Source organism: Veillonella sp. HPA0037, from assembly GCF_000411535.1.
GTDB classification, from domain to species: domain Bacteria; phylum Bacillota; class Negativicutes; order Veillonellales; family Veillonellaceae; genus Veillonella; species Veillonella atypica.
The window spans coordinates 677,771-701,494 of record NZ_KE150483.1 but is presented as its reverse complement, the minus strand read 5'-3'; the positions used below and the strand labels follow the sequence as shown (position 1 = coordinate 701,494).

Annotated in this window: 27 protein-coding genes; 26 read left to right on the top strand and 1 reads right to left on the bottom strand. The window is 39.9% G+C overall.

What is annotated here, in order from left to right; all coding sequences use genetic code 11:
- Nucleotides 1-14 precede the first annotated feature (14 nt).
- The 11 genes from HMPREF1477_RS03330 to pyrR all read left to right on the top strand — a co-directional run bounded on the left by HMPREF1477_RS03330 (nucleotide 15) and on the right by pyrR (nucleotide 7,180).
- On the top strand, nucleotides 15-359 hold the full coding sequence (locus HMPREF1477_RS03330) for an OadG family protein (RefSeq protein WP_016475813.1): 345 nt from the start codon (nucleotides 15-17) through the stop codon (nucleotides 357-359).
- A gap of 23 nt (nucleotides 360-382) precedes the next feature.
- Nucleotides 383-550 (top strand): hypothetical protein, encoded by a 168-nt coding sequence (locus tag HMPREF1477_RS09715; RefSeq protein ID WP_005377348.1) that lies wholly within the window; start codon nucleotides 383-385, stop codon nucleotides 548-550.
- A gap of 97 nt (nucleotides 551-647) precedes the next feature.
- Entirely contained in the window at nucleotides 648-1,031 is a 384-nt protein-coding gene (locus HMPREF1477_RS03325; protein WP_005377346.1) for a biotin/lipoyl-containing protein, read from the top strand.
- 73 nt (nucleotides 1,032-1,104) lie between these two features.
- A complete protein-coding gene (locus HMPREF1477_RS03320) occupies nucleotides 1,105-2,226 on the top strand; it encodes a sodium ion-translocating decarboxylase subunit beta (RefSeq protein WP_005382576.1) in 1,122 nt (373 codons plus the stop codon).
- 197 nt (nucleotides 2,227-2,423) lie between these two features.
- Complete coding sequence (locus tag HMPREF1477_RS03315; RefSeq protein WP_016475812.1) at nucleotides 2,424-2,681, top strand: hypothetical protein; 258 nt, start codon at nucleotides 2,424-2,426, stop codon at nucleotides 2,679-2,681.
- A 39-nt stretch (nucleotides 2,682-2,720) separates the two neighbouring features.
- Nucleotides 2,721-4,019, top strand: a complete 1,299-nt coding sequence (locus HMPREF1477_RS03310) for an SLC13 family permease (RefSeq protein ID WP_016475811.1) — start codon at nucleotides 2,721-2,723, stop codon at nucleotides 4,017-4,019.
- A 240-nt stretch (nucleotides 4,020-4,259) separates the two neighbouring features.
- Nucleotides 4,260-4,523 (top strand): SemiSWEET family transporter, encoded by a 264-nt coding sequence (locus HMPREF1477_RS03305; RefSeq protein WP_004696474.1) that lies wholly within the window; start codon nucleotides 4,260-4,262, stop codon nucleotides 4,521-4,523.
- Between the two features lie 492 nt (nucleotides 4,524-5,015).
- Nucleotides 5,016-5,180, top strand: coding sequence for a DUF362 domain-containing protein (locus HMPREF1477_RS03300; protein ID WP_005377422.1), 165 nt, complete (start codon nucleotides 5,016-5,018; stop codon nucleotides 5,178-5,180).
- A 90-nt stretch (nucleotides 5,181-5,270) separates the two neighbouring features.
- Entirely contained in the window at nucleotides 5,271-5,729 is a 459-nt protein-coding gene (lspA, locus tag HMPREF1477_RS03295; RefSeq protein ID WP_071529971.1) for a signal peptidase II, read from the top strand.
- The gene (locus HMPREF1477_RS03290) at nucleotides 5,730-6,647 is read left to right on the top strand and encodes an RluA family pseudouridine synthase (RefSeq protein ID WP_016475810.1); all 918 of its coding nucleotides are present in this window, start codon (nucleotides 5,730-5,732) and stop codon (nucleotides 6,645-6,647) included.
- Between the two features lie 11 nt (nucleotides 6,648-6,658).
- Nucleotides 6,659-7,180, top strand: coding sequence for a bifunctional pyr operon transcriptional regulator/uracil phosphoribosyltransferase PyrR (pyrR, locus tag HMPREF1477_RS03285; protein ID WP_016475809.1), 522 nt, complete (start codon nucleotides 6,659-6,661; stop codon nucleotides 7,178-7,180).
- 97 nt (nucleotides 7,181-7,277) lie between these two features.
- Here the strand turns inward: pyrR and HMPREF1477_RS03280 are convergent, their stop codons facing one another.
- The gene (locus HMPREF1477_RS03280) at nucleotides 7,278-8,483 is read right to left on the bottom strand and encodes a nucleotidyltransferase family protein (RefSeq protein WP_016475808.1); all 1,206 of its coding nucleotides are present in this window, start codon (nucleotides 8,481-8,483) and stop codon (nucleotides 7,278-7,280) included.
- A gap of 196 nt (nucleotides 8,484-8,679) precedes the next feature.
- On the opposite strand from HMPREF1477_RS03280, the gene HMPREF1477_RS03275 reads away from it, so the two are divergent.
- The 15 genes from HMPREF1477_RS03275 (at nucleotide 8,680) to HMPREF1477_RS03205 (ending at nucleotide 23,722) form a co-directional block, all read left to right on the top strand.
- On the top strand, nucleotides 8,680-9,243 hold the full coding sequence (locus tag HMPREF1477_RS03275; RefSeq protein ID WP_009661597.1) for a hypothetical protein: 564 nt from the start codon (nucleotides 8,680-8,682) through the stop codon (nucleotides 9,241-9,243).
- 3 nt (nucleotides 9,244-9,246) lie between these two features.
- Nucleotides 9,247-10,452 carry an acetate/propionate family kinase gene (locus HMPREF1477_RS03270; protein ID WP_005377317.1) on the top strand — a complete coding sequence of 402 codons (1,206 nt, stop codon included), beginning with the start codon at nucleotides 9,247-9,249 and terminating at the stop codon, nucleotides 10,450-10,452.
- 138 nt (nucleotides 10,453-10,590) lie between these two features.
- The gene (locus HMPREF1477_RS03265) at nucleotides 10,591-11,208 is read left to right on the top strand and encodes a hypothetical protein (RefSeq protein WP_016475807.1); all 618 of its coding nucleotides are present in this window, start codon (nucleotides 10,591-10,593) and stop codon (nucleotides 11,206-11,208) included.
- Entirely contained in the window at nucleotides 11,205-11,774 is a 570-nt protein-coding gene (locus tag HMPREF1477_RS03260) for a nucleoside triphosphate pyrophosphatase (protein ID WP_016475806.1), read from the top strand. The genes HMPREF1477_RS03265 and HMPREF1477_RS03260 overlap by 4 nt, the downstream gene beginning before the upstream one ends.
- Nucleotides 11,775-11,876: 102 nt before the next feature.
- Nucleotides 11,877-12,575 (top strand): DNA repair protein RadC, encoded by a 699-nt coding sequence (gene radC / locus HMPREF1477_RS03255; protein ID WP_005380542.1) that lies wholly within the window; start codon nucleotides 11,877-11,879, stop codon nucleotides 12,573-12,575.
- Nucleotides 12,576-12,619: 44 nt separating this feature from the next.
- On the top strand, nucleotides 12,620-13,657 hold the full coding sequence (locus HMPREF1477_RS03250; RefSeq protein WP_005377434.1) for a rod shape-determining protein: 1,038 nt from the start codon (nucleotides 12,620-12,622) through the stop codon (nucleotides 13,655-13,657).
- The gene (mreC, locus tag HMPREF1477_RS03245) at nucleotides 13,654-14,571 is read left to right on the top strand and encodes a rod shape-determining protein MreC (RefSeq protein WP_005377430.1); all 918 of its coding nucleotides are present in this window, start codon (nucleotides 13,654-13,656) and stop codon (nucleotides 14,569-14,571) included. Before HMPREF1477_RS03250 ends, mreC begins: the two co-directional genes overlap by 4 nt.
- Entirely contained in the window at nucleotides 14,568-15,059 is a 492-nt protein-coding gene (mreD, locus tag HMPREF1477_RS03240) for a rod shape-determining protein MreD (RefSeq protein ID WP_009661595.1), read from the top strand. The genes mreC and mreD overlap by 4 nt, the downstream gene beginning before the upstream one ends.
- Nucleotides 15,060-15,097: 38 nt before the next feature.
- Nucleotides 15,098-16,990, top strand: coding sequence for a penicillin-binding protein 2 (gene mrdA / locus HMPREF1477_RS03235; protein ID WP_005377362.1), 1,893 nt, complete (start codon nucleotides 15,098-15,100; stop codon nucleotides 16,988-16,990).
- A 12-nt stretch (nucleotides 16,991-17,002) separates the two neighbouring features.
- Entirely contained in the window at nucleotides 17,003-17,917 is a 915-nt protein-coding gene (locus HMPREF1477_RS03230) for a P-loop NTPase (RefSeq protein ID WP_016475805.1), read from the top strand.
- Nucleotides 17,918-17,924: 7 nt separating this feature from the next.
- Nucleotides 17,925-19,028, top strand: a complete 1,104-nt coding sequence (rodA, locus tag HMPREF1477_RS03225; RefSeq protein ID WP_016475804.1) for a rod shape-determining protein RodA — start codon at nucleotides 17,925-17,927, stop codon at nucleotides 19,026-19,028.
- A gap of 59 nt (nucleotides 19,029-19,087) precedes the next feature.
- Nucleotides 19,088-20,971 (top strand): TIGR03960 family B12-binding radical SAM protein, encoded by a 1,884-nt coding sequence (locus HMPREF1477_RS03220; RefSeq protein ID WP_016475803.1) that lies wholly within the window; start codon nucleotides 19,088-19,090, stop codon nucleotides 20,969-20,971.
- On the top strand, nucleotides 20,943-21,638 hold the full coding sequence (locus HMPREF1477_RS03215; RefSeq protein WP_005377342.1) for a TIGR03936 family radical SAM-associated protein: 696 nt from the start codon (nucleotides 20,943-20,945) through the stop codon (nucleotides 21,636-21,638). Before HMPREF1477_RS03220 ends, HMPREF1477_RS03215 begins: the two co-directional genes overlap by 29 nt.
- Nucleotides 21,639-21,696: 58 nt before the next feature.
- Nucleotides 21,697-23,124, top strand: coding sequence for an Rne/Rng family ribonuclease (locus HMPREF1477_RS03210; protein WP_016475802.1), 1,428 nt, complete (start codon nucleotides 21,697-21,699; stop codon nucleotides 23,122-23,124).
- 28 nt (nucleotides 23,125-23,152) lie between these two features.
- Nucleotides 23,153-23,722, top strand: a complete 570-nt coding sequence (locus tag HMPREF1477_RS03205; protein ID WP_016475801.1) for a manganese efflux pump MntP family protein — start codon at nucleotides 23,153-23,155, stop codon at nucleotides 23,720-23,722.
- The last annotated feature ends 2 nt before the right edge of the window (nucleotides 23,723-23,724 follow it).

The window sequence follows — 23,724 nt, the reverse complement described above, 5'->3', positions numbered from 1 at the left end:
AAAGGGGAATGATTATGGAAGGACAAGCAGTTACTACCAATCCCTGGTTAATCATGGCCATTAATATGACAGTTGTATTTGTTGTGTTGATTCTTTTAGGCGTTTTGATGACAATCGTTCATTTGATTGACCCTACGAAAAAGAAAAAAGAGGCACCGGCAAGTGCTCCTGTTGCAGCTCCTGCAGCTACTCCAGTGGCTACACCAAGTGCATCTGCTCAAAATGAGGATGAAGTAGTAGCAGCTATCGTGGGTGCCATTGTGGCGATGGGGTACTCATCTGAACAAATTGCATCTATTCGACCTACAGCAACTAGTGCTAAATGGCGCTTGGAAGGTCGTTTAAGCGGTAGAAATTAATATTTTTTTAGGAGGCATTTGTCATGAGCAATGCTACAAAAGCTAACGGTAAGGCACCATCTCAAGATGTTGTTGCAGTTATCGTTGGCGCATTAGCGGCAATGGGTTATTCCGCTGATCAAATCGCGCATATCCGTCCAATCGTAAGCTACAATTGGAAAATGGAAGGTCGCTTACGCGGTAATCGATAAGATTAACGTTTTTAGGTAATCGATAGGATTATCAGAACTATATGTGTAAATGAAATTTAAGTATTGTGTAGATATACACATTTTGGAGGAATTTAAGATGAAAAAATTCAACGTTACAGTAAATGGCACAGCATATGATGTAGAAGTTAATGAAGTAAAAGCTGCAGCTCCTGCAGCAGCTCCTAAAGCAGCTCCAGCAGCAGCTCCTAAAGCAGCTCCTGCACCAGCACCAGCTCCAGCTGCAGCAGCAGCTCCAGTTCCAGCAGGTGCTGAAACTGTAAAAGCTCCAATGCCTGGTAAAATCCTATCTGTAGCAGTATCCGCTGGTCAAGCAGTTAAAAAAGGCGAAACTTTGTTGATTCTTGAAGCTATGAAAATGCAAAACGAAATCGCAGCTCCTCATGATGCTGTAGTTGCAGAAGTTCGCGTAGCTGCTAACCAAACTGTATCCACTGGCGATGATATGGTTGTTCTTGGCTAATACCAAGTGTTGTCTTATGGCGCGGCTGCGCCGCGTCATATAACAATTTAATATTTGTGAAAGGGGAACGCATATGGAGGCTTTTGCTGTTGCGATTCAATCTGTTATAAATGATAGCGGGTTCCTCGCATTTACAACATACAATGCTATTATGATTCTTGTAGGTTTGATCCTATTGTATTTAGCATTTGCTAGAGAGTTTGAACCATTATTGTTGGGTCCGATTGCGTTTGGTTGTGTACTTGCTAATATCCCTCGTAACGGCTTCGAAGAAGGCGTTATGGCGCTTATTAGTGCTGGTATCTCTCAAGAAATCTTCCCACCTCTAATTTTCCTTGGTGTAGGTGCAATGACTGACTTTGGTCCGCTTATTGCTAACCCTAAAACATTGTTGTTAGGTGCTGCTGCACAAATCGGCGTATTCGTTGCGTTAGGTGGCGCTATGATGCTCGGCTTTACAGCTCAAGAAGCTGCAGCTATCGGCATCATCGGTGGTGCAGACGGTCCTACATCTATCTACTTAGCTACTAAACTAGCTCCTCATTTATTAGGTGCTATCGCGGTTGCCGCATATTCTTATATGTCCTTGGTACCGTTGATTCAACCACCTGTAATGAAATTATTCACTACGCAAAAAGAACGTGAAATTGTAATGGAACAATTGCGTGAAGTTACACGTTTTGAAAAAATCGTATTCCCAATCGTTGCAACAATCTTCATTTCTTTATTGCTTCCTTCCATTACATCCCTTTTAGGTATGTTGATGTTAGGTAACTTGTTCCGTGAATCTGGTGTAACTGAACGTTTGTCCGATACATCTCAAAATGCGTTGATCAATACTGTTACTATCTTCTTAGCAACTGGTACTGGTTTAACAATGAGTGCGGAACACTTCTTAAGTTTGCAAACTCTCCTTATCATCTGCTTAGGTTTGATTGCATTCATCGGTGGTACAGCTGGTGGCGTATTATTTGGTAAATTAATGAGCTTAGTTGATGGTGGTAAAACAAATCCACTTATTGGTTCTGCTGGTGTATCCGCAGTTCCTATGGCAGCTCGTGTATCCCAAGTAGTAGGTGCTAAAGCTAACCCAGCAAACTTCTTGCTCATGCATGCCATGGGTCCTAACGTAGCTGGTGTAATCGGTACAGCAGTAGCAGCAGGTACAATGCTTGCTATGTTGTCCAGCCACTAATAGTTTAATAATTATTCACCAAGGTGTGCCATTTTAGGTACACCTATTGGTGAATAAAAAATCCCCTGTATCGTATGTAAACATGCAGAAAAGGGGTATATTAGCAATAAATGCTTTGTCAGATCGGTCATTATGTGATGAGCAAGAATTTCACTAAATAACCTTCTAGTGCTTTCAAAATAGTAGAGGTGGTCATCTTGTTATCAATTGAATTAAAAATACTGATTTGTTTCGTATGGGCATTTATTGTTTTTTTAGTTACTGCACTGATTATTGGTGTTGAACGCAAATCACAATGGTTCCAAAGAAGAACTAAATATTCTTGGTTTAATCGCCGAGGATTTCTAGGAGAAGCATTACTTTTTGGTTATCCCAAAACTATAGAGGGATATGGGGTTACATTTTTAATGGCTTGTGCTATTAGTATCGTAGGCTATGTTTTATACCTCATATAACTACAATCAGTGCATTTCTCTGAAGGGAGATGATGATGTATGGGTGCTGCAGAACAAACCTTAATCGTCCTTGCAGTCATGGCTGTTTTATTCGTTACGGAAATTATTCCTTTAGCTATCACTTCTTTAGGCGGTGCAATTGCCCTTGGCCTTATGGGGATTATTACTCCTAAGGTTGTATTCTCTGGTTTATCTGATAGTACAGTTGTGTTGTTCGCCGGCATGTTCGTTGTTGGTGCTGCGTTATTCTACACAGGTTTAGCTCAAAAGATTGGTGAAACCGTAGTTTCCCATGCAGGCACTAGTGAAAATGGTTTGATGCTTGCCATCATGGTTGTTACTGCAACTATGTCTGCATTTTTATCTAACACTGGTACAACAGCTGCATTACTTCCAGTAGTTGTAGGTATCTGTGCTGTTGCGAAGATTCCTGCTTCTCGTCAATTGATGCCTTTAGCATTTGCTGCTGGTATTGGTGGTATCATTACAATGGTTGGTACACCACCAAACATCATTGTAAGTGGTACATTGACTAAATTTGGTGAACAACCATTTGGGTTCTTCGAATTTGCTTGGATCGGTATTCCTTTGACTATCGCTACTATTATTTTCATGATGTTAATTGGTAAGCATTTGCTTCCTAAACATGAAATTCAAGATGCTGGCGACGTTGAACAAGAAGTAGCTGCTGAAGATATTTCTAACGATCCTAAGAAACAATTATATTCTGGTCTTATTCTTTTAGGCGTAATCATCGCTATGATTTTAGGTGACTTCCTAAAAGGCTATGGTATTAACTTACCATTGAGCATGGTTGCCGTTATTGGCGCAATGCTTTGCGTATTGACTGGTTGCTTGAACGAAAAACAAGCTTATACATCCATTGACTGGGTTACAATCTTCTTATTTGCAGGTATGATGCCAGTGGCAACTGCACTAGATCAATCTGGTGCAGGTAAAATGATTGCTAATGCAGTTATCGGTATTATGGGTTCTGACCCTAGCCCTTACTTTGCAACAGCAGTATTGTTTATTTTGTCTTGTGTTATGACTCAATTTATGTCTAACACAGCATCTTGTGCATTGTTGGCTCCTATCGGTATCTCCATTGCTCAAGGTATGCATGCTGACCCTCATGCCGTATTGATGGCTATCGGTGTTGCTGCATCTTGTGCATTCGGTACACCTGTAGGTACACCTCCAAATACATTAGTACTTGGCCCTGGTCAATACAAATTTACTGATTATGTAAAAGCCGGCGTTCCATTGATTTTAGTTTGCTTCGTAGTAAGCTTAATTATTATCCCAATGGTATGGCCATTCTTCCCTGGTAAATAATAGGGAATAGGTTACTCTACTATACAAGCACACACGAGGTCGAATCGTAAGATTCGGCCTCGTTTTTTATGATTTTAGCCTATATGATTTTAATATAGATTACATATAAGTGTAATCAAAAGCAATATGAATTAAACTAATTTGCATGATTAATTTTACACAATTGACTACATCGAAAAAAATATGATATAGTATATTGTGTAAGATATAATAATGTAATGTTGAATATGGAGGTTATCTATGACAAAAGAAAGATTTAACATGTTAGTTGGTTCTATTGGTGCATTTATTGGTGTATTTGTATTTTTAGCCTATATCCCACAAATAATTGCTAATCTTCATGGTCAACCTAGTCAACCATGGCAACCATTATTTGCAGCAGTATCCTGTTTGATCTGGGTATTATATGGTTGGACAAAATCACCTAAACGTGATTATATTTTAATCGTACCAAACCTTGCAGGCGTTATTTTAGGTACACTAACATTCTTAACATCTTTCTAAGTGCTATAAGAAAAAAATAGTATTATTGTTATATAGTGAATAATAGTAAAGATATTACTTTACTTTATAAATATAAATGAGGTCGAATCGTATGATTCGGCCTTTTTTAGAGTGAAGTTTATATGTTAGATTAAAATATAGATAAGCGTTAAATCTGTTGTAATAAAAAAATAGTTTTTATGATAATAAATATTGATAATTGAATTCCTAGTATAATAGTACGTATTTTGATAAAAATGATAATTTGTGCATTCTCAATTATTGAAAGATATATTTAAATATATAAATGAAAAGAAATATCAAAATTATGATAAACATAGACTTTATATGATAAAAAGGAACAATTATTATGCAAAATAATATACAAAACTTTATCATTTTCGTTTGACTTTCAATTATTATTGTGTGATAATGAGAACAGAAGTTAAGGCAAGTGCCTTTTTAAATGATAATAATAAGTTTTCTTTTATAATGTTCCTATGGAGGTTTATCATGAGAGTTATTGCTGATGGTTGCATTAAATGTGGTTCTTGCGCATCTGTTTGCCCAGTTGCTGCTATTTCTGAAGGCGAAACTAAATACGAAATCAACGATACTTGCATCGACTGCGGTTCTTGCGAATCCGTTTGCCCAGTATCTGTAATTTCCGCTGAGTAATCACAAATAAAATACGCCCCTCATTGAGGGGCTTTTTATTTTGCCTAAAATCATGTAACTTAGTATAATAGGACTATTAAGATATATATTATTAAAAGGGAGTATAACTTGTTTTATTTTATTGCAATCATTTGGCTTGTATTGGATCAAGCTTCTAAATATTATGTGATGAACCATTTTGCTCTTGGTGAATCACTACCGGTTATTCACAATGTATTCCATCTTACGTATATTATTAATCGCGGTGCAGCCTTTGGCATGTTGACGAATCAGCGGTGGTTCTTTTTAGCCGTTGCTTTCGTATTAATTATCGTATATGGCTTCTATCGTAAACGTGTTAATAATGGTCCACTTTCATTACGAGTAGGAACGGCATTGTTGATTGCGGGAGCCATAGGTAATGGCATAGATCGATATGTACTACATGGGGTAGTGGACTTTTTTGATTTTAGAATTTGGCCTATTTTTAATATTGCGGATATTGGTATATGTGTAGGCGTTGTATGTGTCATATATTATTTACTAACATCTGAACATGAGGAGAAATAGATGAACGAATATAAAGTATCTTTGGAACAAGAGGGAAAGCGTCTTGATGTATTTCTGACGGATGTGATGGAAGGTTCTCGTAGTTATATCCAGAGTCTTATTAAATCTGGTCATGTTTTGGTAAACGGCAAGGTTAGTAAGGCTAACTTACGCCTTAATGCAGATAGCACTATTTCTGTAGATATTCCAGAACCAGAATCGGTAGAAATTTTACCAGAGGATATTCCTGTTGAATATCTTTATGAAGATCATGATATTATTATCGTCAACAAGCCTCGTGGCATGGTTGTACATCCAGCAATTGGTAATTACTCAGGAACGCTAGTGAATGCTTTGCTTTACCATTGTAAGGACTTATCTGGTATTAATGGTGAAATTCGCCCTGGCATCGTACATCGTTTAGATAAGGATACATCTGGTGTCATGATGGCTGCTAAAAATGATGCAGCTCATATTGGTTTAGCTGAACAGGTGAAAGCACACAGTGCTAAACGAACATATTTAGCTCTCGTTCAAGGCAATATCGTGGAGGAAAAGGGGATTATTAAGGCTCCTATCGGTAGACATCCTAAAGACCGTATGAAAATGGCTGTAGTGTTTGAAAACAGCAAGGAAGCAGTGACTCATTTTAAAGTGTTAGAACGTTATGGATATCATACATTAGTGGAATGTGTGTTAGAGACGGGACGCACTCATCAAATTCGCGTTCACTTTGCTCATATTGGACATCCAGTTGTTAACGATCCTTTTTATGGATATCGCCGCATGGACTTCCCTATAGAGGGACAAGCACTTCATTCTCATACATTGGATGTGGTGCATCCAATTACAGGTGAACCTATGCATTTTGAAGCACCTGTACCGGAGGACTTTCAAAATTGTATCGCCTTCGCAAAGGAATATAGAGAACGTAGATAAGGGATAAGACTATGGAAACAAAACGTATTTTAATGGATGGAGACGCCATTAGACGTGCCATTAGACGTATTAGTCATGAAATATTAGAACGTAATAAGGGGCTTTCAAATGCAGTTATTGTTGGTATTGAACGACGTGGCGTTATGCTAGCTAAACGATTGCAAAGTGAAATTGAAGCTATTGAAGGCCTTCGTATTGAGTGTGAACCTTTAAATGTGGCCATGTATCGCGATGATCGGGATACGCGACCTAAGGAAGGGAATCCTTGCTCAATTGATACTACAGAAAAAACCATTATCTTAGTAGATGATGTTTTGTATACAGGTCGTACCATTCGTGCTGCTTTAAATGCATTGATGACATCTGGTCGTCCTAAATCTATTCAACTAGCAGTATTGGTAGATCGAGGCCATCGAGAATTGCCTATACGCGCTGATTATGTGGGGAAAAATATCCCTACGTCTCATTTGGAAAAGGTACGCGTACAGGTTCAAGAATTAGATGGATCTGATGGCGTAACTATCGAACAATAATAGGTAGATATAACAAATCGACATATGAAAAGACTCGACGTACATGGTCGAGTCTTTTTGGTAGGGGAATAACATGATAAGGCTATATTGTCATAAACTATATTTCAATATATTGTGGAGAATAGCGAAAATCTTCGTGCCCAGTGCGCGCCCTAGGGGCTTTAAAACTATAAGCCTGTAGATCAGTAGCCTTCGTATCGATTTCCATCATTCGGCGACCAAAATCGGAAACTATGGTTGATGCTTTAGCCCATTTTTGAATAAGCGGAATGCTCGGTGTATTGTGCTTTAACCACGTGCGACCGCGCTGATTAAATGCTAATAATCGCGCGTATTGAGGACCTAGTATATGAGCTTCTTGTAATATTGGCTTAGTGATTTGTAGCGCAGTATAGGCTGCCATGCGACGTAGTCTTGCATAGGTATAGCGTTTTGTCTTTATCTCTTCCAGTGCGTGCGTCCAGCTTACTTGCTGCATAGCCTTGTGCCAACGATGCTCAATGCCTTCCGTAAAATCTCCATATGTTTCTAATTCTGCAGCTGAAAGTAAGCGATTGAGGCCATGCAGAATATCATTGTATCTTTCGTAGTCCACATAGACATCATGTGCTATGATTTTGTGCATATCATCTATGATAGTATGTGGTACATAGGCATCGATGGTTGTGCCTTCTACGAGTGCCTTACGTAATGCGGTTCCAGAAGGAAAATCTTGGCCTTGAGACAGGGTAGGACTATGATGTGATGATTGTCTAGTAATGGGAATGACCATAAGATTAGTAAAATATCGCTGGGCAGCGCGAATATATTCAAGGCCTAGTAATGAGTTTGGCGCATTGTCAATGAGTTCTCCATTTGGTACATACTTAGCAATCACTTGGCGTAATGCCGTACCATAAGAAATACCGGTTTTTATATGGTGTTGAATGGCATCTTGCCCTTGCGGCGTATTTATAAATTCGGCGGCTGTGTGCAATATGGCATTATCATCAAGCTCAGAGCCAAAGGAAATGCTATGAATGTGTATCGCTTTCATAAGTCGCACCGCACCGGTACAAAATAGTTCTGCACTGCCTAGAGAATAGACCGTAGGTAATTCGATAACGACGTCGGCACCACCATGAATAGCCCATCGAGCACGGTCGAATTTGCTAAAATACGCAGGCTCGCCCCGCTGTACAAAGGAACCGCTCATTATGGCGATACGCAATGCATCAGGATAGGTAGTACGTAATGTATGTAATTGATGCGCATGGCCGTTGTGAAACGGATTGTATTCACAAATAATACCGATTGATTTCATCGTAGTTCCTTTCATAGGTTTATTTTCTATTATTATATAATAAATTAAAGAATTTATATAATGGGTGGCATGTGTAATGTATGGAATTTTTGGCCTTCTTGTTAGGAATTATAGAATTTCTTGTGAAAGTACTAGAATGGGAGGCGGTGTAATGGTATAATTATCTGTGAATTCTGATTTGACGTGAGGTGATTTGATGAAAGTACAGTGGAAACGAGCGTTACAGACCATCGTGTTAGGTACATCCTTATTGGCTTTAGCCGGATGTGGTTCTGATAATGTGATGGATATATATAGCTTTGGTAATCAAGTCATTCGTTCCGGTCAATCGGAAGTGACTGTAGCCTTGCCATATGAAATGGGGAAAACATCAGAAACGACGAGTGTTGATGGATATCCTATGGATGCGTATGGTAGCCTAAGCCAACATATGTTGATTTCTGTAGAGGCCCGTCAACCGGCACCGAATAAAGCGTTGCCAACGGTTGCACAGTTTGTGGATCAAAAGAAATCTGAATATGCAAAATTGGGTGCTACTGTTAATGTGGAATCTATCGATTTAAATGGGGTGCAAGCACAGCTCATTACCGGTGATTTTTACGTTAACAAAATTAAAACTAGTTTCTCTCAATATGTCTTTATGGATAAGGGCGTATTGTGGAATATAACCTATAGATATCCTACGGATGATCAAATAGGCGCTGATATCAGCAAACAAATTAAAGATAAGATTTACGTTACGCAAAAGAAAGAGGGTTAATCAATGAACGTATTAGTAGTTAACTGCGGTAGTTCTTCCTTGAAATATCAATTACTTGATATGACAAACGAAACTGAATTGGCGAAAGGTTTATTTGAAAAGATCGGTGATCAAGACGCTATCTTCACTCATAAACGTCCAAACGCAGACAAATTAGAACGCGTTGAACCAATTTTGAATCACAAAGAAGCATTACGCATCTTGCTCGACATCTTAGTTGATCCTGAATTTGGTGTTATCAAATCTATGGATGAAATCGATGCAGTAGGTCACCGTGTAGTACATGGTGGTGAAAAATTCGCTGATTCCGTATTGATTACACCTGCAGTAATGGAAGCTTTGGAAGAATGTTCATCCCTTGCTCCATTGCATAACCCACCAAATATCCAAGGTATCGAAGCTTGCCAAGCTATCATGCCAAATGTACCACAAGTTGCTGTATTCGATACTGCATTCCACCAAACAATGCCTAAAGAAGCTTACATGTATGCGCTTCCTTACTCCTACTATGAAGAGTACGGCATTCGTCGTTATGGTTTCCATGGTACATCCCACAAATATGTAGCACAACGTTGCGCAGAATTGATGGGTAAACATATGTCTGATCTTCGCATCATTACATGTCACTTGGGTAATGGTTCTTCCGTATCCGCTATCAAAGGTGGTCGTTCCATCGATACTACAATGGGCTTCACTCCATTGTCTGGTTTGATCATGGGTACTCGTACTGGTGATATCGACCCTGCTATCGTTCCATTCTTGATGGATAAAACAGGCATGTCTTATGAAGAAGTTGACCGTGTTATGAATAAAGAATCCGGTGTATTGGGTATTTCCGGTGTGTCCAATGACTTCCGCGTAATCGAAGAAGCTGCTTCTAATGGTAATAAACGCGCTCAATTGGCTCTTAACATGTTCCACTACAAAGTTCGTCGTGTAATCGGTGCGTTCGCTGCTGTTATGGGCGGTGTTGATGCTATCATCTTCACAGCTGGTATCGGCGAAAATGGTATCGGTAACCGCGATGCTATCTGTAATGGCTTGGAATACCTTGGCACACGTATTGACCCTGAACGCAATAATATTCGCGGTAAAGAACAAGAAATCAGTGCTGAAGGTTCTAAAGTAAAAATCTTCGTAATCCCTACAAACGAAGAAATCATGATCGCTCGCGATACTCAACGTATTACAAGCGCTTTGAAAAAATAATATAACCTCTTAATGGTTATCTAAACTCTTATATAGAAACCTCGCTTATATCTTAGATATAGGCGGGGTTTTTGTAGTTTTTCAGAGCTGAATCCTATATAATAAATAGTATGCAGAGTCTTTTGAAAGGGGTTACGTATGAATATTTTATATAGTGAACAATCTCAGCGCACCCGTAGTGCAGAATTATTAGTAGTGGTATTTGTTATTTTGTTGGTGGGGGCTATGGGTTTTACCACCTATAGAAGTATTGCGCAGGGCCATATATTACTTTCAGAATATTTTATAGAAATCATGGCGCTCATTGTCATTGTTAAACAAGCTGTGAGCCGCTATACATATATATTGACGGATTCTGAATTTATCATCAAAGAAAAATCCTTTTTTAGAAAACGTACATATTCTGTAAAATATGATGATATTGATGGTATTTATGCGTATAATCGCGATTTTCTAACGAATTTACGTTATCGCTATAAATATAGAAAGTGTTCTACCTCCGATGATAGACCGATTTGGTTCATGGTATATTCCATTACTAAAGGGAAAAAGGTTCAATATGGCCGTGTTATGTTGAAAGCAGAGGATGCATTCTATGAAACACTAGAACAGTTTGTACCTAATCGTGTGCGCGTGCCAGAAGCGGATGTTATTTTCTATGCTACGGTACGTGCTGATGCGGTAAAACAAGGCATCGATGTTAAGGAATATTATGACAGTCTAATTAAAAGTGCGGAAGAACAGGAACAAGAATGAGTGGATTATATTTAGCAAGTCAATCACCAAGACGAACGGAATTATTGCATCAAGTGGGTATAGACCATACTGTTGTTACTAGTTCTTATGTAGAAGATAATGTAGTGATTACAGATCCTATTGAAATGGTGAAAGCACAAGCTCTTGGTAAAGCGCGCTGCGCAAATGATGTGCCTGATGGTAGCATCGTACTAGGTGCTGATACAATTGTTGTATTTGATGGAAAGGTACTAGGGAAACCGCATAGTAAGGATGAGGCACGTACAATGCTTCGTACATTATCTGGTCAAGTTCACTCTGTTATTACCGGTGTAGCCTTACTCATTAAGGAACGCGAAATCGTCTTTCACAATGAAACAAAGGTGTATTTTAAAACGCTGCAGGATTTTGAAATCGAGTCATATATCGACTCCATGGAACCGATGGATAAGGCTGGAGCCTATGGCATCCAAGGAAAGGGCGCTTTGTGGGTTGATAAGATTGAAGGGTCCTATACAAATGTTGTAGGGTTGCCTGTAGAACATGTATATGAAGAATTATGTAAAGCATTAGGTGTAAAGTCTTAGATTAATATTGATGGTCATGTTAACACATCAAATAGATATTCTAATGTTATGGTAGAAATATGAGGCTGATTTGTTTATGTATTGTAAGAATGGAGAAATGCAATGCAAGTCAGAACTATCAGCGTAAAAGATATGTTGCCATTTCAACGGCCACGTGAAAAATTCGTTGCTCTAGGCCCTAAACAAATGGCGATGGAAGAATTATTGGCTATATTATTACGTACCGGTTTAAAAGGTCAATCATCTATTGATTTAGCACATACGATTATCGATTCTTTCACAGATGGTATTCATGGGCTAAACCATATGACCGTAGATGATTTAGTAAAGATTAAGGGCGTTGGTATCGATAAAGCGGTTACTATTTGTGCTGCTGTAGAGTTAGGACGGCGTTTGGGTGAGTTAAAAATCACCTCTACATACGAAGATTTTTCTCAGCCTTATGTTATCGCTCAATATGTAATGGAACGCTTGCGCCATGAAACAGAAGAACATGTATTAGCGGCTATGTTGACGTCTCGGAATAAATTAATTCACATCGAGACCATATCTAATGGAGGCCTCACATCGAGTCTTGTAGAACAACGGGCTGTTTTTAGAAAAGCCATTGCTTGTAATGCAGCCGCTATTATTTTGATTCACAATCATCCATCCGGCGATAGTAGACCTAGTGATGATGACATACGTGTTACCAAGTTATTTGTTAGTGCTGGGCAATTTATGGGCATTCCAGTCTTAGACCATATCGTCATTGGTGATGGCGAGTTTACAAGCTTGAGTGAAATTGGTAAATTAAGCTAGTTGTGGTAAAATGGAATGATGATGTAATGAAGGAGATTAGCATTATGAATTCCATTTTACCGTCTTTTGGAAAAGACGTGAGTATCGATATTGGTACGTCTATGACACGTGTCATGGGGGGCACGCGCGAGACCATGATGAGTGAGCCCTCCATTGTGGCTACTGATACAAAATTAGATAAAATTGTTGCTGTCGGTGATGATGCAGATCGCATTGTACGACGCATGCCTGATATGTGGATGGAGTTGACACCGCTACAAGATGGATTTATCGTCGATTACCGCGTAATGCATACGATGTTAAAATATTTTCTTCACAAGGTATCCAATACATTGCGTAGATCTCGTGTACTCGTTGGCGTTCCTTGTGGCATGACTGATGTAGAACAACGGGCCATGATGGATGCCGTAATTCAAGCAGGCGCGCGGGAAGTCTTTCTGATTGAACGCCCTGTGGCTGCCGCTATAGGTTCCGGTTTACCAATTTTTGAGGCTCGTGGATCTATGGTTATTGATATTGGTGAAGGTACTGCCGACATGGGGATTATCTCATTAGGTGGCACGGTTATTAGTAAGACGATACGGTTTGGCGGCGGCGATTTAGATCGCGCCATCATGCAATATATTAATCAGTGTTTTGGTTTAATGGTATCCGAGCAAACTATAACGGATATTAAACATGCTATAGGTACTGCGGTTGTACCTGCGGAGGATTGTGAATTCTCCTTTACTGGTCGCGATATGACGAGTGGTATTGTTAGACGCGCTGTACTTCATCAATCTGAAATTTACGAAGTGATTAATAAACGCCTTGCAGACTTTTTAGATGCAATTCAACAAATGATACGCGTTACAGCTCCTGAATTAGTGGCTGATATTATGCAGCATGGAATTGTGTTAACAGGTGGTATGGCTCGTTTGCAGGGGCTAGCAGAGCGAATTAGCACCGAAATGGGGGTACCTGTTCAGGTTGCTTCTGATCCAGAATTAAAGGTCGTACAAGGCTTGCATCGTAGTTCCGGTCAAATTGTAGAGTTAGCTCGTTTTATTATTAATTCAAAGGATAGAAGGGGACGTGTATGATACAGTCAGATCGTAAATTATTAATCTTTGTTGTCCTCGGCTGTATTATCATGGCCCTTCTTGGTTTTGCCTGGAAACAGCGAACTAGTATCCCCTTTGTAACCGTACCATTTGAAAAAATTGTTACCCCATTCACATATGGTTCAGCTCGCGTACTTTCAACGATTCAAACCGGCATACGTATCATTGATAATGCTATATCGGGTTTTGTTGAAAGCAATGATAAGGATAATACCATTGCAGATTTGCAACAAAAGGTACTAAATCACGATGAAGTTGTGGCCGAAAATATTCGCCTTCGTCAGATGCTTAACTATAAATCGTCCCACCCAGAGTTTACGATGACCTTGGCGGGCATTATTACTAAAGATTTCGGTACATGGTCAAATACATTTACCATTGACCGGGGCGAGAATGACGGCATACAACCTAATATGGCTGTTGTCGTACCAAGTGGCGTTGTGGGCTTTGTTACCGATGTATATCCTAATTCGGCACGTGTTCAAACTATTTTGGATCCTCGCAGTGCAATTGGTGTTATCGTACAGCGTCCTGAATCACGTTTGGCCGGTGTAGTAAAAGGGGATGGTAATCATCCTAATGAGCCAATGATGGTCAATATTGCACGTGATGGTGATGTCCTTGTAGGCGATAAATTGATTACCTCTGGTTATGGTGGAATTTATCCAAAGGGCTTGTTAGTGGGTAATGTATTAACCATTACAAATGATACAGAAGGTTTCGTGAAAAACGCGGCTATTCAACCGAGCGTTGATTTTAATCGCTTAGAAGAGGTGTTTATTATTACTGCCTCTACAGTGCAAACACCAGATAAAGCAAAATTAGAACCTAAATTAGTTCCTCAAACGCAGCGTGACCAAGTGCAAGGGGCTAAAGGAGCGGTAAATCAATGAGATATATTGCATTAATTCTCGTGTGTTGTGCGTTGTATTTTATACAAGCTCAATTATTACCGGCCATATTTCATACGAATTGGCTACCCAATTGTATACTGACTGCTGTAGTTTTAGTCACGATTTTTAAAGGTCGAAAAATGGGGCTTATTGCTGCCGTAGTAGGTGGATCCATTCATGATATTTTGATATCTAACTTTTTTGGATTACATCTCTTTCCGTACATTGTCGTAGTATATCTACTGTCTCTTGTAAAAAGTAGTGTTTACGAAGAACGTTGGTATTGGTCATGCGGCATTATCGGTGTATGTACGATTTTAGATGGAATTATGCGCTGCATCATGATCGGTGCCAGTGGTGGTGATATCCAATTCATTTCTTACATGGGACACATGGTTATGCCAACTGTATTTTGGAATGCCATATTAGGTGGTATAGGCCATAAAATGATGGGCCTTATGGAAGAAAAAGAGGATTATATTTGGTAGAATTGCTGATTTAGTAAAGCATATAAGGGGAATCATAGGTGCTTGAAAGTTTATATAAAAGGAAAAAAACGAGCCGTTTTGATGTGCTTTTCTATATTGTAATGGGTATCTTCGTTATTCTAGGGCTCCGTCTATTTGCTATGCAAATATTAGAGGGTGGTTATTATCAAGCTAAAGCAGAGGGTAACCGCCTGCGCATTGTACCTATGACGGCTGCTCGTGGGGTTATGTATGATAGAAATGGTCAGATTTTAGTCGGTTCTAGACCGGCCTATACCATTTCTATTATGCCTAATGGCAAACCTTTAGATGATGATGAATTGGCTAAGCTAGCTACATTGTTACATAAAAAGCCAGAAGAAATTCAAAAAAAGGTAGATGACCACAAACATGGCTATGAACCGATACGTATAGCTAACGATATCTCCATGGACGTGGTGACTAGTATCGAAGAACATCGTCATGAATTGCCTGGTGTTTCTATCGATGTAGAACCTTTAAGATATTATCCATATGAAACTATGGCATCTCAGCTATTTGGGTATGTTGGTGAAGTAAGTGAAGATGAACTAGCAGAAATTAAGGAACAAGATCCTAATACAACGGTTGGTGCTGGATCTATCCTAGGCCGTGCTGGTTTAGAAAAATTATATGATTCAGTGCTTCGTGGCGTTGACGGTGGCAAGCAATTAGAGGTTGATGCATCTGGCCGACCTGTAGCAGAGGTCGATCGCAAGCATACTGTACCGGGTTCAAATATTCATCTTACTATTGATGTGAATATTCAAAAAGCGGCAGAAGAGGCTGTTAAAAAGGAATTGGATCAGTTGCGTAGTTCAGGTGCAACGGGTGCAGCCGTGGTTGCATTAGACCCTAATACTGGCGCGGTTCTTGCCATGGTAAGTGCGCCAGAATTTAATCCTAATTGGTTTGCCAAGGGCATTACATCGACTCAATGGAATCAATTGAACAATGACAAGAGTCATCCTTTTGAAAATAAGGTCATTGCTGGTGAATATCCACCAGGATCACCTTTTAAAATTGTAACTGGTACAGCTGCATTAGACTTGAAAAAGGTAACTCCTGATGAAATGATTTTTGATAGTGGGAAACACTGGCTCATTGATAAGAGAAATGCAGAAGGCGAAGCATTGGGTTGGTTGAATTTTAATCGTGCTTTGGCTAAGTCTGATAACGTGTATTTCTATGAAATGGGTAATCGCCTAGGTATTGAAAATATCGATACCTATGCCCGCTACTTTGGATTAGGTGAAAAAACGGGTATCAATCTGGTCGGTGAAGCAGCTGGTAATGTGGCGAGTCCAGAGTATAAACGGAAAGTATTTGATCAAGATTGGTATTTAGGCGAAACCTTTGATGCGGCTATCGGGCAATCATTCCATTTGGTAACGCCATTACAGATGGCTGTACTTCTCAGTCAAGTGGCGAATGGAGGTACTCGTTACCAACCATATGTGGTGAGTCGTGTTGATAATCCCGATGGGACACCAGCTGAAATTTTTGGACCTAAGAACCTAGGCGTACTTCCAGTACCTAAAAATATTATGGACCTTATTCGCGAAGGTCTTCGCGATGTAACTAGCGAAGGTGGTACGGCTGGTGAATTGTTTAAAGGTTTTCCTGTTGCCGTAGCAGGTAAAACAGGGACTGCGGAAAACGCACATGGCCGAGATCATGGCTGGTTTGTTGCGTATGCACCATATGATAAGCCTCAAATTGTCGTCGTTGCTCTCGTTGAGCAAGGTGGTTTTGGTGCAGGCTCTGCAGGACCGATTGTACGGGATATTTTGAGTGCCTATTTTAAGGTGCCTACTAGTAGTTCAAAAACGACTGACACAAAAACAACTGATACAAAAACAACAACCAATAAAAAAGAAACACAGGAAATTAAGCCAAGTGTAAAGGAATAGGAAGGATATACAATGGGGGATATAATCGGTCTTATCTCAGGTAAAGGTGGCGTAGGTAAAACGACGATAACAGCCTGCTTAGGGGCTGCGCTTAGCGAACAAGGATATCGAGTTCTTCTTTGTGATGGCGATTTTGGTTTGCGCGACTTAGATATTATCTTGGGAAAAGAAGATGAGGTATGTTTTGATGCATATAATGCATTAGAAGATAAATCCATGGCTGATGATGTAGTCATGAAAGTTCAGGATAATCTATATTTTTTGCCAGCTAGTCAAAGTGTGCGCTGGGAAGATATGGGACGCAAAAAATATCGAAAACTTGTAAGCCACTTAGCTAAGTCTTATGATTATGTACTTGTAGATTGTCCTGCAGGTATCGGTCGTGGGTTGGAATCTATTGTAGAGCTAGCACAGCGGTTTCTAATTGTTACTCAACCTTTGTGGGTGTCCATACGAAATGCAGCACGCACCATTCAATTCTGTCGTGAATATGGCCATCGTGATTATGCCGTTGTATTTAATGCAGTCCGTACGGATCGGGATATGCCGAATATGTATGATATGCTCGATGCACTCGGTGCTGAATATGTGGGCTCTATATTACCTTATGACACACAAATACTAGATAATACACAGGATGGTGTACTCATTCAAGATATGCCAAAAGCATATCGCCATATGCTAGCTCCTGTAGTAGAGTACATAACCTCTGGAGATGCTTGGGATGAACAAGACCTTATTGAGCGCTTCAACGAAGTGACGACTGTAAAAGTTACTGAACCTTCTGTGACGGCCACATTAGCTCAGCCTGTTGAGTCCGATGATGATAATTCTACTAATCCTGTAATATATACAAATTCTTGGTCTACGCGAAATCGACTTCTTTCTGGTAAAGAAAGTATGTGGCGTCGGGTTCGTATAAAGTAGGTGCCATATGTTACAAAGAATTTGGCGTGATTGTGATTGGACAATCATCATATGTACACTATTACTTGTTGCCATGGGGGTAGTTGCCATCGGTAGTGCCACCCATATTAATCAAACAGGACTTCATTTTTCCACATTAGTAGCGAAGCAACTGATCTTTTTTCTTATTAATATAGCCCTTGTGATTGGCATCCAATTTATGGATTATCATAAATTAAAAGATTGGGCTAACGGCATATATATAGTAACGATTATGTTGTTGTTAGCCGTAATCTTTGTAGGGACATCTGCCTTAGGTGCACAGCGTTGGATCCAGTTAGGGCCTATTACGCTGCAGCCATCAGAGTTTTCTAAATTACTGATGATTATCTGTATGGCAAAGATGTTAGAGTCTCGTTACAATAAATTAGATACCTTTAAATCTCTTGTTGTGCCTATCTTATATGTAGGCATACCTATTTTGCTAGTATTCATGCAACCAGACTTAGGAACGTCCCTCGTTTATATAGCGATTTTTGTGGGCATGCTCTTTGTTTCTGGCATACGATTGCGCTTAGTTCGTATTATCGCTACGGTAGGCGTTTTACTAATGCCGTTGGCTTGGTTTGTGTTGAAAGACTATCAAAAGCAGCGGATTCTCGTATTTATGAATCCTGATATCGACCCATTTGGTTCTGGATATCATATCATTCAGTCTAAGATTGCTATTGGTTCAGGTACTATATTTGGTAAAGGATTATTTAATGGTACACAAAGCCAGCTAAACTTTTTGCCTGAAAATCACACAGATTTTATTTTTTCTGTTATAGGTGAAGAACTAGGCTTTATAGGCTGTATTTTTGTATTAATTCTTTTATTTATGCTTATTTATCGAAGCATAAAGGTAGCATATTCATGTAATGACCGCTTCGGTATGTTATTGGCTACAGGGATTGGATCCATGTTATGCTTCGAGGTATTGGTCAATGCTGGCATGACCATGGGGATTATGCCGGTTACAGGTATACCATTGCCATTCATCAGTTATGGTGTTAGTGCGTTGACCACAAATATGATAAGTGTTGGTATTTTATTAAATATATCAATGCAGCGTAAAAAATATATTTTTTAGTTATCATTCTAATTTAGGAATGAGTTTGAAAGAAGTCTTTCACAAAAGACGGAGGATGTATGATTCAATTAGATACGTCATGGTTACAACATGTCCAAAAACCAGCTCGTTATACGGGCGGTGAATATAACAGTATAGTGAAAGATCACAGTACTGTTGATATAACTATGGCGCTAGGATTTCCCGATGTGTATGAAGTGGCTATGAGCCATTTGGGTATCAAGATTCTATATGGCTTAGTCAATCGCCGTGAAGATGCAGTAGCAGAGCGTGTATTTGCACCCTGGCACGATATGGAAGAGGAAATGCGAAAACGCAATATTCCTTTATTCTCTTTAGAAACACGTACGCCTATAAAGGACTTTGATGTACTTGCGTTCACACTACAATATGAGATGAGTTTTACCAATATTCTAAATATGCTAGATTTAGCAGGTATACCGATGTATGCAAAGGATCGGGATATGGATTTCCCATTGCTCGTATGTGGTGGACCTTGTGCGTATAATGTGGAACCAATTGCGGATTTCTTTGACATTGTGTCCCTCGGTGAATCTGAAGAATGGGGCGATGAGTTTATCGACCTATTGAAAGCAGAAAAAGCGAAGGGATTCCCTGGTGGTAAAGAAGCTTTCTTGCGAAAAGCAGCACAAATTCCCGGTACCTATTGCCCAGCATTATATGATGTAGAGTATACGGAACAAGGCGATTTTCAATCGATTACACCACGCTTTGAAGACGTGCCTGCTACAATTCAAAAACGCATCATAGAAGATGTAGAACATGTATTTTTCCCTACAAAACCGGTGGTACCGTTTTTGGATATCGTTCATGATCGGGCTGTTCTTGAGTTGTTCCGTGGTTGTACGCGAGGTTGTCGATTCTGTCAGGCCGGTATGCTCTATCGTCCTGTTCGTGAACGAACTCCTGAACGGTTGTTAGAAATTGCAAAAGAAACGATTGCAAATACAGGTTACAATGAGATCTCTTTGATGAGTTTAAGCTCTGCTGACTACTCCAAGTTACCAGAATTGGTAGATATGCTCATGGAAGAGTTTAAAGATAAACAGGTTAGCGTCAGCTTACCATCATTGCGTATCGATAGTTTCTCTATTGATATTGCTAAGAAGGTACAACAAGTGCGTAAAAGTGGCCTTACCTTTGCACCAGAAGCAGGTTCTCAACGCATGCGTGATGTTATCAATAAAGGTGTTAGTGAAGAAGATTTGCTAGCCGCTTGTACAAATGCTTTTAAATCCGGATGGAACACGGTAAAACTATACTTCATGATGGGATTGCCTACTGAGACTGATGAAGATTTAGCAGGTATTGCTAATTTGGCGTACAAGGTACTCGATTTGCATCGCGATATTACGGGTAAGCGCAATGGTAGCGTAACCGTTAGTGTATCGTTTTTCGTACCAAAAACACATTCTCCATATCAATGGTATGGTCAACAAGATGTGGAAGAAATCCATCGTAAGCAAAAATATTTAAAATCGCTTATTAATAATCGCAATATTTCCTATCATTATCATGATGGCTATACCGGTTATATGGAGGCTGTATTTGCCCGTGGCGACCGTAGATTATCCAAGGCATTAGTAGAAGCATGGAAACTTGGTTGTAAATTTGATGGCTGGACTGAGTTCTTTAGCTATGAAACATGGTTACAGGCTTTTGAAAACTGCGGTGTTGATCCTGCGTATTATGCGCGTCGCACCCGTGATTTTGATGAGCCATTGCCATGGGATCATTTGGATTGTACTGTAAGCAAGGCCTTTTTTAAACGCGAATGGGAACAGGCCGTTGCTGAGAAGTTAACGCCAGATTGTCGTCGTGGACCATGTAAGGGTTGTAATGTATGCCCTGAATTAGATACGGCTATTGTAGATTATAAGGAGGGTGGCAGAGTTGAAAAAATTACGTTTGGCCTTACATAAAGGCGAAGAATTACGATTCTTGTCGCATCTCGATTTTGCACAAGCCGTAGAGCGCATGATTCGCCGTGCAGAAATCAAAATGGCCTATTCCGAGGGATTTAATCCGCACATGAAAATTAGTTTTTCTTCTGCACTAGCACTAGGTGTAACGGCAGAAGCAGAATATATTGATATGGATGTGTTGGAAGATGATAGCTTAGAGTCTATTATGGCGCGATTAAATGCAGTGGCTCCTCGTGGACTTGAGGTTCTCGGTGGCAAGATCATGCCTGATAAGGTTAAGAAAATGATGGCCATCTGCAATTACGCAATCTACGAAGTAACAGGTCCTGTAACGGAACAGAATGTTGACTGGGATAGCTTACTTAAGCCTTTTAATGAGGCTACTGAAATTTCCTATGAAAAGGTTACCCCTAAAAAGACGCGTATTATCGATGTAAAAGAATTCGTAAAAGAACCGATTGTAGCGTCCGTGCACGATGGTATGGTGACACTAACGATGGGGATTGGTATTTATCCACAAGGTACTATAAAACCGAGTGAAGTATGGAATCTTGGCAAGGATCAATATAATTGGCCTATTACTTCTGGTTACGAAATTCACCGTAAAGCGATTATGGTAGAAAATGAAGAAGGTCGTTTTACACCATTAGAAATTAATTATTAAGGCTATGTGTTTGATTTGGCATATACTATAGTTAAACTGAACAGAAGGGAGGGATAGGATGCATAAAATTTTGGTCAATGTTATGCGCGAGGAAATTCGCATGGCTGTCATCGATGAAAAGGAACAGCTTATAGATTTTGTTTTGGAACGAACTGATGAGTCTCACATGGCGAATCATATGTACAAGGGTACTGTTAAAAATGTTTTGAATGGCATGCAAGCTGCTTTCGTCGATATTGGAGGCTCTCAAAATGCCTATTTGAACCTTCAACAAGGTAAGGAACAGAAAATATTGCCACGGTTATCTGTGGGGCAACAAATTCTTGTTCAAGTGGTGAAAGAAGAAATGCTTGGCAAGGGGGCACGCGTTACAGCAGACGTAAGTTTAGCGGGACGATTTATGGTGCTATTGCCCTATTCTGAAGGCATGCATATTTCAAAAAAGATTACCGATGAATCTGTACGTGCTCAATTACAAGAGTTGGCGGCGCCTTATGTAAAAGAAGGTTGTGGATTCATTATCCGTACGGCTGCAGCTAAGGCCAGTGCCGATGAAATCGCTCGCGATATGGACTACTTGTGGCGTACATGGCAACATGTGTTAAAGCGATTTAAGGTTGCCAAAAGCGGTACAGACCTTTACAGTGATGCGGACTTTTGGTTCCGCCTCGTGCGCGATTATGCGCATCGCAATGTAGAAGAAATTATCGTCGATTCCGATATGGGCGAATCTCGATTGCTAGATTTATTAGGCCACGGACCTACATCTCAACAAATCAAAGTAACACGCCACCGAGATAGTACGCCTATCTTTAAAGCGAACCACATTGAACCGCAATTAGAGGATCTTATCTCCCGCGATATTAATCTTCCTTCTGGAGGATCTATTCGCATCGATCATACGGAAGCCCTTACCGTATTTGATGTAAACTCGGCTCACTATACTGGCAAATCCAATAAGCTAGAAGATTTAGCTTTCACAGTTAATAAAGAGGCGGCCAAAGAAATCTGTCGACAACTGCGCTTGCGCGATATTGGCGGTATTATCGTTGTCGATTTTATTGATATGAAGGATAAAGAGCATCAACAAGAATTGTTAAAATTGTTGAGTGCACAAGCCAAATTAGATAAGATGAAAACCGTTGTCTGCGGTATCAGTTCGCTAGGGCTCGTAGAGATGACGCGAAAACGTGCACGTCAAGGTTTGCAAACCTTGATGTTTGATACATGTCCGCAATGTGGCGGCACTGGATATATGTTGTCTGGTAGAACTGTGTATATGCAGATTGTACGGCGTATTCGTGAACTCTTTAAGTCAGGTCGCATTAAATCCAATTTAGAAATTGAGGTCCATCCGGAGGTAGCACAATACTTAACTAAATCTGTGCTCGACGATTTGGGGGCCTCTATTGGTCGCAGTATATCAATCGTAGTCAATCCACAAATCAGTCGAGAAGGGTACTCCTTGATGGCTGTAGCAGAATAAGTAAGTAGTATGTTGATAGGTGAGTATCGTGTCTGTTTTTGAAATCATTTTAATTAGTATTGGCCTTGCGATGGATGCCTTTGGCGTTTCTATTGGCAAGGGATTGACTATGCCCGTAGGTGAAAATGGCCGAAAGGTTACCTTAGCCTTTTTATTTGGTCTATTTCAGTTCCTTATGCCCGTTATTGGATGGCTCATTGGTCGTCAGTTTATCGATGTTATCTCCGAGTGGGATCACTGGATTATCTTTGGCCTATTAGGGTACCTTGGGGTTGCTATGATTCGCGAAGGTCTTAGTGATGACGATGACGAGGATGATGATAAGCAATTCTTAGGTGCTTGGGAAATGTTTATGCTCTCTGTAGCAACGAGCCTTGATGCGATGGCTGTAGGTTTAACCTTTGCTTTCTTACCTATCAATGTATGGGAAGCATCGACCATGATTGGTGTCATTACCTTTGGTATATCCTTGATTGGGATATATTTGGGCAAATTTATGGGCCAATTTGTTGGAAAATATGCAGACATACTCGGAGGCGGTGTCCTAATCCTCATCGGTACTAAGATACTCTTGCAACACCTGGGGATTATCGGATGATT

Bases quoted from the DNA above. Each gene is read 5' to 3' on its own strand.
- HMPREF1477_RS03230 (WP_016475805.1), top strand. From the start codon at position 17,003: ATGGGGGATATAATCGGTCTTATCTCAGGTAAAGGTGGCGTAGGTAAA.
- HMPREF1477_RS09715 (WP_005377348.1), top strand. From the start codon at position 383: ATGAGCAATGCTACAAAAGCTAACGGTAAGGCACCATCTCAAGATGTT.
- HMPREF1477_RS03320 (WP_005382576.1), top strand. From the start codon at position 1,105: ATGGAGGCTTTTGCTGTTGCGATTCAATCTGTTATAAATGATAGCGGG.
- mreD (WP_009661595.1), top strand. From the start codon at position 14,568: ATGAGATATATTGCATTAATTCTCGTGTGTTGTGCGTTGTATTTTATA.
- mreC (WP_005377430.1), top strand. From the start codon at position 13,654: ATGATACAGTCAGATCGTAAATTATTAATCTTTGTTGTCCTCGGCTGT.
- HMPREF1477_RS03220 (WP_016475803.1), top strand. From the start codon at position 19,088: ATGATTCAATTAGATACGTCATGGTTACAACATGTCCAAAAACCAGCT.
- HMPREF1477_RS03280 (WP_016475808.1), bottom strand. From the start codon at position 8,483: ATGAAATCAATCGGTATTATTTGTGAATACAATCCGTTTCACAACGGC.
- HMPREF1477_RS03325 (WP_005377346.1), top strand. From the start codon at position 648: ATGAAAAAATTCAACGTTACAGTAAATGGCACAGCATATGATGTAGAA.
- radC (WP_005380542.1), top strand. From the start codon at position 11,877: ATGCAAGTCAGAACTATCAGCGTAAAAGATATGTTGCCATTTCAACGG.
- HMPREF1477_RS03310 (WP_016475811.1), top strand. From the start codon at position 2,721: ATGGGTGCTGCAGAACAAACCTTAATCGTCCTTGCAGTCATGGCTGTT.
- HMPREF1477_RS03330 (WP_016475813.1), top strand. From the start codon at position 15: ATGGAAGGACAAGCAGTTACTACCAATCCCTGGTTAATCATGGCCATT.
- HMPREF1477_RS03210 (WP_016475802.1), top strand. From the start codon at position 21,697: ATGCATAAAATTTTGGTCAATGTTATGCGCGAGGAAATTCGCATGGCT.
- HMPREF1477_RS03290 (WP_016475810.1), top strand. From the start codon at position 5,730: ATGAACGAATATAAAGTATCTTTGGAACAAGAGGGAAAGCGTCTTGAT.
- HMPREF1477_RS03260 (WP_016475806.1), top strand. From the start codon at position 11,205: ATGAGTGGATTATATTTAGCAAGTCAATCACCAAGACGAACGGAATTA.
- HMPREF1477_RS03265 (WP_016475807.1), top strand. From the start codon at position 10,591: ATGAATATTTTATATAGTGAACAATCTCAGCGCACCCGTAGTGCAGAA.
- HMPREF1477_RS03300 (WP_005377422.1), top strand. From the start codon at position 5,016: ATGAGAGTTATTGCTGATGGTTGCATTAAATGTGGTTCTTGCGCATCT.
- HMPREF1477_RS03305 (WP_004696474.1), top strand. From the start codon at position 4,260: ATGACAAAAGAAAGATTTAACATGTTAGTTGGTTCTATTGGTGCATTT.
- HMPREF1477_RS03250 (WP_005377434.1), top strand. From the start codon at position 12,620: ATGAATTCCATTTTACCGTCTTTTGGAAAAGACGTGAGTATCGATATT.
- rodA (WP_016475804.1), top strand. From the start codon at position 17,925: ATGTTACAAAGAATTTGGCGTGATTGTGATTGGACAATCATCATATGT.
- HMPREF1477_RS03275 (WP_009661597.1), top strand. From the start codon at position 8,680: ATGAAAGTACAGTGGAAACGAGCGTTACAGACCATCGTGTTAGGTACA.
- HMPREF1477_RS03270 (WP_005377317.1), top strand. From the start codon at position 9,247: ATGAACGTATTAGTAGTTAACTGCGGTAGTTCTTCCTTGAAATATCAA.
- pyrR (WP_016475809.1), top strand. From the start codon at position 6,659: ATGGAAACAAAACGTATTTTAATGGATGGAGACGCCATTAGACGTGCC.